The following is a 13,120-nucleotide window of genomic DNA, read 5'->3' on the forward strand; positions in this document are numbered from 1 at the left end:
CATTTATCAAAAAAATGGTAATAGCAATGCCGCCTAATATCAAAAAACCAGTTATAAATCTCCATTTTTTGCGTAATTTCATAATTGTTTTTTCTCCCTTCTTTCAAAAGGGTAAGCTAGTCTGATTTATTTCCTTTAGACTTGTTTGAGGAAATGGACGATTTCTTTGCTGCCTGTACTTCCAGTCCTTCTCCTCTATTGTTAACTAAGTTGTTATCTGTAACCGTTGCACTTGTTACTTCAAAAATTGCAATGCCTGTTTTCCAGTTACTCTCTACTTCATTTGATTTAATTACAATGTTACGCCGATTAGACAGCCCTCCCCATACATAAATACCGTTACCTTGATTTTCAGCAATGAAATTGTTCACCAACTGGTTTTTTCCAATATGATTGACAAGGAAAATCCCATCTTTCTTGTTTTCTATAATAGTATTATTTGTTATGTGATTGTCTGTTGAAAAATTTACGTAAATCCCAATTCCGTTTTCAGATACAAAATTGTTTTTTATAGAATTCTGTTCAGCAGTTCCGTTACCTTCACGATTACCTCCAACATAAAACCCGCCCCCTTTATTATTAAGCACTACATTGTTTTTCGCTTCATTACCACTTGCATAAACAAAGGCAATGCCATATCCGTTATTATCAATGATTTTATTGTTTGTAAGCTTAACGTTTTCAAGTGGCAGATTAAATGGAGGATCCCTCTCCAAATCAATCCCTGCTTCTGGCGCTGTCCCATTTGTTTTAGAGAAAATATTATTTTTAATAACAATATTTTTTCCAGCTGTTATGGAAAGCCCCTGCCGCCTATTGTTATGAGCTTCAGATTGGGAAATCACAATATCTGTAGGGTATGTTTGTAATTTTGCATCACCCTCAATAAAGAAACCGTCTCCCCAAAAATCCTGTGCTTTCACATTAGAAATATTTATTTTACTTGAGCTGCCGCCAATGTAGATGCCATGCCCAAATTCTCCTGTTGTTCCTTCATGTTTATATCGGTCGCCGACCAGTGACCCGCCGCTAATTTTTATATTTTCACCATTGTATATGGTAAAGATTCGGTAGACAGGCAGGGCATTGGGTATACTCTTCAGTACTGTTTTTTCTGCCATCTGTATTTCAATATTATCTTTTACATGTAACGAGCCTTTTTGAGGATCGGTATTAATTAAAAACGTTCCTGCAGGAATACGCACAACTGCATTTTGTCCGTCAGCTGCATTAATTGCAGCCTGTATAGCAGCTGTGTCATCCTCTGAATCATCTGGCTGGGCCCCATAGTCTGTTACATTAGCCAAAAATGAGGTATCTTCTACATTCTCATTTGAAAGAGAAAAAGCCTTTAACTCGGCTTTTTTTACTCCATAGTCGGTTTGGATAGTGTCAAGTTGCATTGCAGCTCGATTTTCTATAGAGGTATTATTCTTCTCACTACACAGCCCGTGAGTGGATGGCAAGAGAAACAACGAAACAATGCTTACAAGCAAAACAGTCGTATAAACAGGTTTCCTTTTTAACAAACACTTGCTCCTCATTCTCATTGGAGTACTCTCAATGGGCTTTGGCCGCTGGCACTTTAGCTTTTTTCACTGGATCTGCTACTTTGTCTTTGCTGCTAATGCCGACTTTTCCAACCATATAAGCGCCAAAAGGAAGTTTATTGAAAATGTAAATTGTCGAAGCACACAAAGCTATAGTAAGAAAAAATAAAATAGGGACCATTAAGAGTGGATGAATGTCCTGCCATAAAAAATAGAAACTAGCGGCAATTCCTAAAAAGAACGGATGAAATAAGTAAATCCCAAATGAATATTTGCTGACCAGGACGAAGAACCGCGGCACCTTGGAAAGCAGCATTGCGTGCGAGTAGATAAAAAAGATCATGCTTATTGTAAAGAGCATCATATCAATCCGTTTAGAGGAAGGAGTCGGCAGGATGCCCATCTGATAAAGCATAATGGGTAAAACACCCGTAACGATCACCGAAACCGTTGTCCAATGCCGGTACTTTGCCAAAAGCCGCTGAAACGATTCATAGTAGTGCCCGCTGTAAAAAGCAAGGGAGAAGTAAAAGACCCATCCCGGGAAAGGAACCCAATAATACTTCGACCAGATGTAGTCGGCAAATGGCAGATTCATAGGCGGCACAAAATTAAAAAATGCTAGATAGAGGGCTGTAATGAGAAAGGAAAAGCCAATTATTTTTCTGGGAGAAGCCTGCTTTAAATAATGGTTAAAGACTACGTGAAGGGCATAAAATTGAAAGATTATTAAAATAAAATAGCCGTGGTAATCACCGAGTAAAATGTGTTTCCACAAATACTCGCCAAACACTCCTGTAAACGAACCGGTGGCAACCGTCTCACCAAACGCTTTTGCGGCTGCATAAAAGGCACCGAAAAACAGGTATGGAAGAAAAATATATTTAATCCGATTTCCCCAAAACGATTTTATTTCACGATTTCTGTAGGAATAGGCGATAATAAACTCAGAAATAAATATAAAGGCAGGAGTGCCAAACGTAAGAAGCACACTCATGTTGTTTACTGCCCCATTCTGGTGCATGTATACCCTGTCAAAAACATGTAAAAGTAAAATACTAAGACAGGCTATACTCCTTAAAATAAAAATTTCATTGATAAGCCCTTTGTTCTTTTCCACAATTGTGTCCTCCTTATACAAAATATCTTTAAAATATTTTCCTTTTTAAAGAACGTTTCGTTCGTTATAAAGAATGATAACCTGCTGATATGAAAAAGTAAAGGTCTTTACAAAGGGATTTTTCTGCATATTTCTGCACATTTACGCGCTTATTCATTAACTAATGACTGCATAAATTCTTCAAAAAATAACCCATTAGTTATTTTGATATATCAAAATAATAGCAGCTTTTAATTAACAAAATTCGCTTTAATGGAAAATCGTTAACAACAGAGAACGTTTGAGGAAAAATTCGATCGTGTTTGGTTAGCCCGTAATTTCAGAAATAGAGCATCGCTTGTAAGACCATTTCTGGGAGCTGCTTCTGCTCTGGTAGGTGCAGCTTATGGATTAATATAAAAGGAATGAGAAAAGAACAAATTTTATCATCTTTGGCGAGAACACCCCACTACAACCGTCAGGTAAGTGGGCGGTAGTTTAATCCTTTAATATTTAGTAGTAGCAACTCTAAATTCTAAAAAAGGCATACTTGCGGGAAGATAAAAAGATCCCTGAGTGAGTATAAAGTTGAGGTGCTGTAGCAGAAGCAAAAGAATTGCTGAACTGTAAAATTCAGATAAAACTTCAGAGATCTTAACTCAGTATGAACAATTAATCCTGTTTCCTCCTGTCATTAGGCTGGTTTTTGAAATTCTTGTAATGCCGATCATATGCAGGTACTTTATGGAAGGAGAAACAGGAAAGATACACATTACTGTGCATCCCCCGATAGTATGAATGTTTTCTGCTTTTAGGATCTTCATTTTTGATCACCATCCAATGCTTTTTGCTCTTTGTTATAAACACGAATCATATCATTTGAAAAGGCTCGAGTTTTAAAGCCCTTCTCTTCTTCATTCCAGTCCAAAAGCCCAAAAGAATGAACAGAAAAGGCAATATCACAGTTATCAGCCCACTCAACATCATAATAGATCTCGTCAAATCCCGTTAAGGATTCCCAGCTAAACTCAGACGCCATTATTGTGTTCGACTCATTGAATAATTCAACATCGAAATTCCGCATTTCAAAGGAGATCTCCAGGCGACCGTCATCATTTATGTCAGCCATACCTGTGAATTCAAGCCAATCAAAATCAATGGTGCCCTGATTAGTCATGATACAAAAACCACCAACAGAAGCAAAGTCAGGCTTTTTGTCTACCGCTACATCACTTATCAATGTAATATAGCCGCGGACCGAAAGAGGATTTTGAATACATTTTGAGCCTGCCGGTACATTTTCAAACACCTGCAGTTGCTTCATTTCTTTAGATTGAAATCTTTGTACAAGGCTAGCGACTTCATTCCAAATTTCAATGTCATCATCCATCCAATCTTCATAGACGAAGGGATCTTGTTCATAAAGGTAGTGCCCGGCTGTTTGAATTTCATTCATTAAACCAGCACCGTATACTTCATCTTCTACTGCTTTAAAATATGCTTTGATTAAGAAATCCTCAGTCACTTCGTTTTTCGTATTTTGTTGCTGGTTAAACGACTGAATTGCTTGCGGAGAAACTTCATAAGTTGTGTACCCACCTTTTTCATCCAGATGGCTAATACTTAGGCTCTCTAAATTCATTAGAATTGATTTTCCGCCCTCAACGAATGTTGCTTCATAATTCATCGCTTCAATTGATCCTTTGCTGATTAGTTCGCTCCAGCACAAATTCATAATTTGGATCTGGCTCTTCTTCCATCCATTCGCGATAATGCTCTTCATCAAAGTGTCTTAGGTCTCCAACCATGACAAGGTGGCCATTCTCGTCGATATACGTTTCTTTACTGCCGCCTGTAATATAAAGGCTAACCCGTACACCATTTAGATCTACAAATACCATTGATCCAGTGTCTGTAAAGACCAGCTCTTTGATTACTGGATTCGTACTGGCAAAACGAACGTCCGCTTCCACGTTAAATAAGTTACCTGGTGTTTGATTTGCTATTTTAGTTATTTCATAAAAGTTTCCCTGCTTTCGAATTGTTTTTTTAATAAGTTTTTTGGATTTTATATTTTATCTTTTTAGAAATTAGCGAGGTTCGTTGGCTTCTTCTGCTTCAATTTCACTATCTGCTGCTTCCTCATGATAATGAAACGAATAATTAGCTGATTCATACATAGAAATCTCTTTCGGCGGCATTTCAACTGAAGGCATCACCACAAAAATAGAATAAATACTCTCTTTATGGTCCCAGGTCTCAATTTTTTCGAGAGCATGCTGTTCATCTAAATAAACAGTATCGAATACTCGATAATACACCACTTTCTTAAGAAGCGATGTTCCATTACCTGTAACGTTTTGAGCTGCTTTTTTCATTAGAGGATCCCTCTTTTATTTTGATTTTTGAAGTTCCTGAATCGGGTTACTTATAGCTGAAAAATCTATCGTAAAAATAAACCAGATCCGCTTCACTTAATTCTCCTTTTGTCTCCCAGTTGATGAAATTTCCGGTCACATAAGGATTGCAATAACCCTTAGTAAAGCCTTCCACTCCCGAATCCATTTCACTGGTCCCGATAAAATAATCTCTTACAACGGCGTAAACCTCTTTTTGCTTCTTGGCATGTATACGGGCTAAAGTATCCTTGCTGTAATGGAAAGTTGCCTGTTCAATTAAAACGTGAGAAGCATGAGCAATGACCTTACCATTGAAAGGATTTTGCTTTTCTTTTGATCGGATTGAGAAACCACCTTTGAGGACATGGAAATATACCTCTACACGCTCAACTTTTGAAAGGGTTGCACTTTTTACCACGGTTAAGCCAGCAATCTTAGTAGCCATTAGATAAACTTCTTAATGGTCGACTGCTGATAGGCAGATTGAAGTGACCAAATGCCGCGGTCAACCGGTGCAAACTCTTTTTCAAGTTGTAGGGTCTGACGGATTTTCGCTTTCCAATGCTGGTTCTTTTTTGCTTTATCTGTTCCTTCTAACAGCTTGTGAAGAAATTCTTCATAGGAAGTGCAACGGCTTAGATCGTCCGCGTGAGCTTCTCCCCACATATTACCGCTGTATTTGATCATGGAATGGTAAGGCGGTTGAGAGAAAACAAGGCTTGATCCTTGTGGAACTTCATATGTTAAAGCATTGAACGGATTACTATAACGTCCATTTAAGTCCAGATGAAGCGTGTTTTTATAGCCCATGCTCCGGGCAACAGAATAATCTGTTTCACCACCTCTGAATACTTCAACGAACTCTCCATCAGCTGGCTTAAATTGCTCTAATAAATCTTTAATGATATGTCTTGTGCAATTCCCTCTATATTTTTTATCCTCCCACTTACCTCTGCTTGGATAGGATACGATTGATTTCATAATGATTATCCTCTCGGTAACTAATAATAAAACTGTTCTGAAAAGGTTTATTAAAACTGGATAATAAAAGAGGAATGCTTTAAGCATTCCTCTTAAGTCCCGTAAAGCTGTGGCTTTAATTTTTGTGAAGCTGAAGCTCTTTCGCATGTTTTGCATCATAATGATTATCAATGACCATGTGATAAAACAAGATAGATAATTGATCAATCTTATCTAAATCAGACTGATAATTTACATCTTCTAAAAATGTTTTATCAGGAAATTCGTACCGCCACGCTTCATCCATTGCTGCTTTATTCCAATCGAACGAAAAAGCATAAGATTCTTTAAATTCTCCGCCTATATATTGCACGGAGATACGACCATCTTGCAAACGGATGGCTGTTACTTTATTAGTGAAATCAATATCTGCCCTAATGTAATACCAAACCCCTTCTTCGAGTTCAAATAGTTTCGTAGCAGGGTCTGAATACGTTAGATTGTTTGTGTCCATGTTCCTTCTCCTTCTTTTTTGTAGTCGGTGTTTAGTTGGCAATTCTCTTCAATGCTGCATCCAATTCACCATCGTTATATTCCTTCAGTTGGTCTTTAAAATTTTCAAAAGAAAGATCATATCTTTGCTCTCCAAATTCATAAAGTGTAACCATCTCATAATCATTTGATAAGTTTGAGACTACACTCGGACCGTAGATTGTATGAATTTCCTGTCCCTTGAAATACTCAACAAGAGCATTTCTTTCAGATAACTCTTTGACAAAACTATCATTAGAATCAGCTTTTTGGACTGATTTCGCCATTTCAAATGGAATGTCATAAAATTCGTTTGACTTAATATCTTTACCAAGAAACCGCGTTCGCTTCTTCTAAAAAAAACGAACCGTGCTACCGTCAGTAAGAGTAATAAAATCTCCGAACTTTGCTGAACAAACCAGGCTGAGTCCTATTATTTTCCGATCAATTGCAGCTGAAGATTTTTTCTCTGAAGGTTCTTTATTTTGCAGAATATGTTGAGCAGATGATTCAATGTTAAAGCCAGATCCTGCTTTTGAAAAATCTACTACAGAGATACTGCGTTCTACTCCATTTATATCGCAAAGAAACCGAGTACGGTTTAATTTCTTAAATATAGCGGTTTGGCCACTAGTAAGAGTAACAAGGGTTCCTGCTTTTAGATTTTTTAATATTTCTTTCTTTGCTGTTAAGTCCATACTTATTCTCCTTTGTTGTTTAGTACTGGTTTCAGCCGTTGTTACTTATACTGCAGCCGGTCCTGCCAACTCCTTATTGATATATGCCGCCAGAAGTTCTTTTGGAAATTCCCATTCACAGTATGACTTTCCGTCCCATGCAATTAACGAAAACTCACTAACATAGCAGTTAGATAAACATGGCTCGTTTTCCCATTCTACTGTGTAGTAGATCTCTTCAAATGAGGTAATAGCATCCCATCTAAAATCAGATAAAGGAGTATTTGTAACTTCAAATAGCTCCATGTCCAGGTCTCTTAATTCAAAAGAGAGTTCTAATCGGCCATCTTCACGAATTTCTGAGTTGCCGCTGAACTCATTCCAATCAAACGTAACTGTTTCTTCCCCGCATTTTGCCTGGAAACCTCCAATAGATGCGTAGGTTGGTTTCTTAGAAACAACTACATCGGTTACCAATGTAATGAGCCCGCGTACAGAAAAGGGGTTTTTCATTACTGGGTGATTATCCGGTAATTTTGTTGTTTCCTGCTGCTGTTGGCGTTCATTATAAGAGCGGGTCTTATCCTCAGGAATTTCTACATACTTAAACTTCTCATCAGATAGATTCCAATGAGAAATACCAAACAAGGTCAACTCCATTGGAATATTAGTAGAACTAGGATCACTTTCGTAAAAAGCATCATAGTGAATAGATTCCAGTGTTCCTTCTTGAAGAAGAGACTCCCAGCAAAGTTCATAATCTGCAGGAGGACCGTCAGTTTCCAATTCATCTTCATCACTCAAAAATGGTGGATTAATGCTTTTTAGTTGTAACTCAATTTCAAGTCTTCCATCGTCATTTAATCCAGAGAACACTAAACCCTTATCCCAATTAAAACCGATGCGAATTCCTTCTTTATCTTTAAAAAAGATAGTTCCAATACCGGTGTATTCAGGTAGATTGACTGGCTCACTGCTAACTAGTTTGATCGATCCTCCAACATTTAAGGTTGCGGAAAACTGGTTACTGAAAAATTCTTTGTTTGCTTTCATTAGCTAATCGTCTCCTCTTTAAGCCAACAAAAAAAGGAATACGGTATCCGAATTCCTCTTGTTAACTGGCTGTCCTATTTTATGATTAATGTTTTGGTCTGAGCAGTATGTGCCTGATTATCCGGCTTCACTCGTCTCCATTTCTTCAATATCTACACCACTATCATATGCTAGATAATCCGCTTCATTGATTGGGATATCGTATATACCTTTCATATAATAAGCAGCATCGATGGCATTCTTAAATGTTAAATCTGAATCAACTGCTTCGTTCTCTGCAATGATTTCTGCGACAATTTGTCTCCAGCTGTCTCTATAAATTCGCTTTACGTCTGAAAGCAAATTATAAAAGCCGCCAATTTCTTTTTCTAGTTGCGTCTCTGTATAGTCATACAGGTTAATGTCCACTACTTTTACTTTAAAAGCAGTTCCTGTATAAACTAAATCCACGACACGATAAAACATATTACTGTCCTGATTACATAGTACATATTGAAATGTATCAGTCTGGATCCATGCAGTCATTCTCATTTCCTTCTTTCTATAAAAATTGTTCAGTCGTTTGCTCCCTCAAAGAGCTTCACGCATAATTATGTGCAAAAGAGAGCATTGAATGTAGAATCTGGTGAATTTCTTCATCCGTTTCACATTTCAACCCTTCCTGTTCAGCATATTCCTTCAAGTATCTTAATTCTGCCTCTGTAAGTGTTAAGTTCATATCAGGCTCCTTCATTATCAAAATCCTAAATCAACAACTGAGGCTCCTGGCCAAATGTTTCTTCAAGTGATGAAAGAATTCTTATATTGTGTTCAATACATTGTTCTTTTGTCCAAGCTGCCATTCTTTTTGTTGCAAATCCAGCTGGATCAAAGACATAAATTTGATTGTTTTTTTCGTCCGTTTATCCATCCAGATGAATCTGCTGAAAAAAACGGAAATTCTAAAAGAAGATTGCTTGAACCGCCTAACCAATGGAAGTTCTGTTCTGGATAACGGCGAAAGACTTCTTTGAAGAGTTTTCTCTTTACTTCATCTTGGTATTTTGGACCAGCCTGTTTTCCAAGTAAAACAGTTCCTCCAATAGCAATCAGCTCATGGTCTTCTTGAACAATTCGATCCAAGCTATCCCAATCACTTCGATGCCATTTTTGAGTGTCACACTGCCAAACAGGAATAGGCCTTTTACCAGTGAGCTTAGTGAGCAGCTCATAGTTTATTTCAGATTGATTTGGATCATTAATTACATCCAAATTAAAATAACCATGAATTTTTTCATGGTTAGCATTAATAAACTCTGCATATTCTTCAATCGTAATTTGTTCTTCATTACATCCTTTTTCAAGTCTGTTATACAGTGTAAAAGCACCTGAATCTACTAATAAACGTATTTCAGCTTCTTGAAGCTTTTGGAGCCAGTCGTCTAAATTCTTTTTTCGCCTTAAGTAAAAATAAGAATTTAGCAAAAATCGAACCTGTTGTGACCTCATGGTGGAGCGTCTACACTTATCTGGACAGAAAAATTAAGGTCACGTACACTTGACCTAAAACAGATGAGGAGCTCTAACTATGACAAAGCGAGAACGCCGCACATTCACGCCCGAGTTTAAAAAGCAAATGGTGCAGCTGTACCAGAATGGAAAAACGAAACGAGCTATTATTGATGAATATGATCTGACTCCGTCATCTCTTGACCGGTGGATCCACCAGGATGAAACCTCCGGTTCTTTTAAAGAGAAAGACAACCGGTCTCCTGAACAGCAGTGCGGGCATCTGTATATCTGTATCCCCAAATTTGGGAAATCAGAGTTTCTCTTGTGATCACTTGATTCCGGTGGCTCAAGAAGTGTTCAAGAAGATGAAACTCTTTTTGAGTTAATAACAAGAGAACACCCTCGTAGGATACCTCATACATTTCCCTATTTAACACTAAACCTTTAAAATGAATCTCATTAACGTTTTTAAATCCTTCTCTTCTTAGATTAGCTTTAATTTTTGCTAATAAAATTTCCTCATCTATTGGCTTATTCATAAAATCATCCACACCCGCATGAAGACCGTCTAAAATAGATTTCCTATCATCACTTTCAGGTAAAATGAGAATCGGAATAGGGGATATACTTTTTACTTTCTTACAGGTTTCCAGCCAATAATTAGATAAAGATGTTGGATCAAGAACGAGCAAGTCAATCACTTCGTTTTGTATCATATGTATAACTTCATTTTCGGAAGCTGCTTGTAAACACCTTATATTTTCCCTCACTAGGAATGAATCAAGGGAATTAACTGTTGGTTCTTCAATTCCTGATATAAGAATGGAATACAAAATAGCACCTCCTTTATCACTAGAAATAATTTTTTAATTAATTATGAATAAAAATTGTGCAGAAATAATGGAGTTTCTGTTTTTTCGTTTAAATAACAAAAAGAGGGCAATATATTTAAGGAAACAATTTTCCAAGGAGGTTTTATGATGAATCACAATTTTCATGACTGTATCAAAGCTTGCTTAGAGTGCCTGGAAGCTTGTAACGTATGCTATGACAAGTGTTTATCTGAAGAACATGTTCATATGATGACAGAATGTATTCGGTTAGATCGTGAATGTGCGGAAATTTGTTCACTGGCAGCCCAATCCATGCAGAGAAACAGCCCATTTGTAGCGCAAATCTGCCAGCTTTGTGCAGACATCTGTGAAGCATGCGGAAACGAATGTAAGAAGCATGAACATGATCATTGTCAAAGATGTGCTGAAGCTTGTTTTAAATGTGCTGAAATGTGCCGCAATATGGCTTCCTAATATCTCAACTCTAGAAAAAAACAGTATAAAGAACTGCCTCCTTACCTGTATCAAGATAAGGGGCAGTTTTTTCATGGTGTTTCGCGTTTTTTCAAGCGATATAGCGAGAGGTATGGGTCGTATTAGTTACCTTTCTTATTTACCTTCTCTGCTTTCATGTAGTAATCTGGAGCGTCTACACTTATCTGGACAGAAAAATTTAGGTCACGTACACTTGACCTAAAACAGATGAGAGCTCCAACTATGACAAAACGAGAACGCCGCACATTCACGCCCGAGTTCAAAAAACAAATGGTGCAGCTGTACCAGAATGGAAAAGCGAAACGAGCCATTATTAATGAATATGATCTGACTCCGTCATCTCTTGACCGCTGGATCCGCCAGGATGAAACCTCTAGTTCTTTTAACGAGAAAGACAACCGGTCTCCTGAACAGCAGGAGCTTTTAAAACTCCGCAAGGAAAATAAACAGCTATTAATGGAGAATGATATTTTAAAGCAAGCAGCGCTGATCATGGGACGAAAGTAAATGTCATCAAACGAAACCAAGACAAATACTCGGTATCAGCAATGTGCAGCGTCCTAAAAATCTCACGTAGTACGTACTATTATGAGGCCAAGGAACGTCAGTCAGAAGAAGACGTAACAGGCGCTGTCACAGAGATTTTTGAACAAAACCGAAGTGCCTACGGCACGCGCAAGATCAAAGTCGTACTGAACAGGCGTGGCTTTACGGTTTCCAGAAGGCGTATTGGCCGCATCATGAAGGAACAAGGGCTTGTTTCTTCCTATACGGTGGCACAGTTCAAGCCGCAGAAAGCCCCCTGTAATGAGTCAGCTTAGGTAAACGAATTAAAATGTGGATTTCAGCAGACAGAAGCAAAAAAAGTAGTCGTCAGTGATTTAACATACGTCAAAGTCAAAAAAAATGGCATTACGTATGTACCTTTGTCGACCTCTTTAACCGCGAAATCATTGGCTTCAGTACAGGACCAAACAAAGATGCGAACCTTGTCGCATGCGCTTTTTCTTCTATTCAAGGTGATCTGCGAGATATCCAGCTGTTCCACACCGACCGTGGCAGTGAGTTTAAAAATCAGCTCATCGATGAAACGTTAGCGGCCTTCCAGATTGGCCGTTCTTTAAGCATGAAAGGCTATCCATATGATAATGCCGTGGCGGAAGCCACGTTTAAAATCATCAAAACAGAGTTTATCAACCAAATGAAATTTGATAGCCTGGAGCATCTTGCGCTTGAATTCAGTGACTATGTCAACTGGTTTAACAAGCTGCGTATTCATGGAACACTAGGCTATGTAAACCCGATTGAATACAAACAATCGTCCCTTAAAAAAGCTGTCTGATTTAGTGTTGACAATCCACCAAGACCTTTCAAAAACGGTACTCAAGAATAAGGTTCGTAAGAACACCAATAAAAATATTTCAACAGCCGTAGCGGAAAGAAAAGCGCTTGAACTATTTGAAGCGGCTAAGCACTCTTATCCGGCCGTTCCTTCGACGGACGTCTTATGCGAACAACTTAGATCTTATGCAAAAAGGTATCAGAAACTTCTTCGTGAGAAGGACCAGTGTATAAAAAATATGATTCCCCTGGCTGAAATTCGTGAGGAATATAAAATCATTCTCAGCTTTCCAGGGATTGGTCCTAATACAGCAGTTCGTCTTATGGCATAAATCGGAGATATTCACCGGTTTGATAACCATAAGCAGTTGAACGCTTTTGCGGGCATTGATATACGCCGCTTTCAATCAGGAAAAACCTTTTTCAAGGACAAAATTAATAAGCGCGGGAATAAGCACTTGCGGAAGCTACTCTTTCTTATTGTCCAGAACATGATTAGACTCCGGCATTTCGGACAAAATCACATTGTCGAGTACTATGATAAATTAAAAACACAACCTTATAACAAGTGTCATAAAGTTGCATCGATTACCTGTGTGAATAAGCTGTTGAAGAACCTCTTCTACCTTACTGCACACAATATGAACTATGATTACCGGTTGGCCACCAAATCATAGCTTTACATACATAG

The 13,120-nt window shown here is 38.0% G+C and carries 16 protein-coding genes and 3 pseudogenes; 4 read left to right on the forward strand and 15 right to left on the reverse strand.

Translation table 11 applies throughout. The annotated features are described in order from the left end of the window. Positions 1-116: 116 nt before the first annotated feature. From VP97_RS14425 to VP97_RS14485, 14 genes are all read right to left on the reverse strand, one after another. Positions 117-1,529 (reverse strand): right-handed parallel beta-helix repeat-containing protein, encoded by a 1,413-nt coding sequence (locus tag VP97_RS14425; RefSeq protein ID WP_172656776.1) that lies wholly within the window; start codon positions 1,527-1,529, stop codon positions 117-119. A 31-nt stretch (positions 1,530-1,560) separates the two neighbouring features. Beyond that, the gene (locus VP97_RS14430; protein WP_050182616.1) at positions 1,561-2,670 is read right to left on the reverse strand and encodes an acyltransferase family protein; all 1,110 of its coding nucleotides are present in this window, start codon (positions 2,668-2,670) and stop codon (positions 1,561-1,563) included. A gap of 799 nt (positions 2,671-3,469) precedes the next feature. Next, a complete protein-coding gene (locus VP97_RS14435; RefSeq protein WP_050182617.1) occupies positions 3,470-4,336 on the reverse strand; it encodes a hypothetical protein in 867 nt (288 codons plus the stop codon). Between the two features lie 4 nt (positions 4,337-4,340). After that, a complete protein-coding gene (locus VP97_RS14440) occupies positions 4,341-4,622 on the reverse strand; it encodes a hypothetical protein (protein ID WP_050182618.1) in 282 nt (93 codons plus the stop codon). Between the two features lie 117 nt (positions 4,623-4,739). Then, positions 4,740-5,027, reverse strand: coding sequence for a hypothetical protein (locus tag VP97_RS14445; RefSeq protein ID WP_050182619.1), 288 nt, complete (start codon positions 5,025-5,027; stop codon positions 4,740-4,742). 46 nt (positions 5,028-5,073) lie between these two features. Next, a complete protein-coding gene (locus tag VP97_RS14450; protein ID WP_050182620.1) occupies positions 5,074-5,493 on the reverse strand; it encodes a hypothetical protein in 420 nt (139 codons plus the stop codon). Next, on the reverse strand, positions 5,493-6,029 hold the full coding sequence (locus tag VP97_RS23900) for a hypothetical protein (protein WP_050182621.1): 537 nt from the start codon (positions 6,027-6,029) through the stop codon (positions 5,493-5,495). The genes VP97_RS14450 and VP97_RS23900 overlap by 1 nt, the downstream gene beginning before the upstream one ends. Before the next feature lie 115 nt (positions 6,030-6,144). Next, positions 6,145-6,522, reverse strand: a complete 378-nt coding sequence (locus VP97_RS14460) for a hypothetical protein (RefSeq protein ID WP_050182622.1) — start codon at positions 6,520-6,522, stop codon at positions 6,145-6,147. Between the two features lie 31 nt (positions 6,523-6,553). Further along, positions 6,554-6,826 (reverse strand): hypothetical protein, encoded by a 273-nt coding sequence (locus VP97_RS14465; RefSeq protein WP_050182623.1) that lies wholly within the window; start codon positions 6,824-6,826, stop codon positions 6,554-6,556. 66 nt (positions 6,827-6,892) lie between these two features. Continuing rightward, positions 6,893-7,237, reverse strand: a complete 345-nt coding sequence (locus VP97_RS14470) for a hypothetical protein (RefSeq protein WP_050182624.1) — start codon at positions 7,235-7,237, stop codon at positions 6,893-6,895. A 45-nt stretch (positions 7,238-7,282) separates the two neighbouring features. Further along, the gene (locus VP97_RS14475; protein ID WP_050182625.1) at positions 7,283-8,269 is read right to left on the reverse strand and encodes a hypothetical protein; all 987 of its coding nucleotides are present in this window, start codon (positions 8,267-8,269) and stop codon (positions 7,283-7,285) included. Positions 8,270-8,386: 117 nt separating this feature from the next. Further along, positions 8,387-8,794 (reverse strand): hypothetical protein, encoded by a 408-nt coding sequence (locus tag VP97_RS14480; protein ID WP_050182626.1) that lies wholly within the window; start codon positions 8,792-8,794, stop codon positions 8,387-8,389. 55 nt (positions 8,795-8,849) lie between these two features. Further along, complete coding sequence (locus VP97_RS23905; protein WP_156153505.1) at positions 8,850-8,987, reverse strand: hypothetical protein; 138 nt, start codon at positions 8,985-8,987, stop codon at positions 8,850-8,852. A 149-nt stretch (positions 8,988-9,136) separates the two neighbouring features. Further along, complete coding sequence (locus VP97_RS14485; RefSeq protein WP_050182627.1) at positions 9,137-9,733, reverse strand: hypothetical protein; 597 nt, start codon at positions 9,731-9,733, stop codon at positions 9,137-9,139. 103 nt (positions 9,734-9,836) lie between these two features. Between VP97_RS14485 and VP97_RS23345 the strand changes: the two are divergent. Beyond that, a pseudogene (locus VP97_RS23345) lies at positions 9,837-10,031 on the forward strand (transposase); the annotation flags it as partial. Here the strand turns inward: VP97_RS23345 and VP97_RS14490 are convergent. Beyond that, entirely contained in the window at positions 9,997-10,593 is a 597-nt protein-coding gene (locus tag VP97_RS14490; RefSeq protein ID WP_050182628.1) for a response regulator transcription factor, read from the reverse strand. The pseudogene VP97_RS23345 and the gene VP97_RS14490 sit on opposite strands and share 35 nt — an antisense overlap. A 147-nt stretch (positions 10,594-10,740) precedes the next feature. Between VP97_RS14490 and VP97_RS14495 the strand changes: the two genes are divergently transcribed. From VP97_RS14495 to VP97_RS14510, 3 genes and pseudogenes are all read left to right on the forward strand, one after another. Next, entirely contained in the window at positions 10,741-11,067 is a 327-nt protein-coding gene (locus tag VP97_RS14495; protein WP_172656778.1) for a four-helix bundle copper-binding protein, read from the forward strand. A 243-nt stretch (positions 11,068-11,310) separates the two neighbouring features. After that, positions 11,311-12,430, forward strand: a pseudogene (locus VP97_RS14505) (IS3 family transposase). Between the two features lie 25 nt (positions 12,431-12,455). Continuing rightward, positions 12,456-13,106: pseudogene (locus VP97_RS14510) on the forward strand (transposase); the annotation flags it as partial. Positions 13,107-13,120: the final 14 nt, after the last annotated feature.

Source organism: Domibacillus robiginosus (genome assembly GCF_000966195.1).
Taxonomy (GTDB): domain Bacteria; phylum Bacillota; class Bacilli; order Bacillales; family Domibacillaceae; genus Domibacillus; species Domibacillus robiginosus.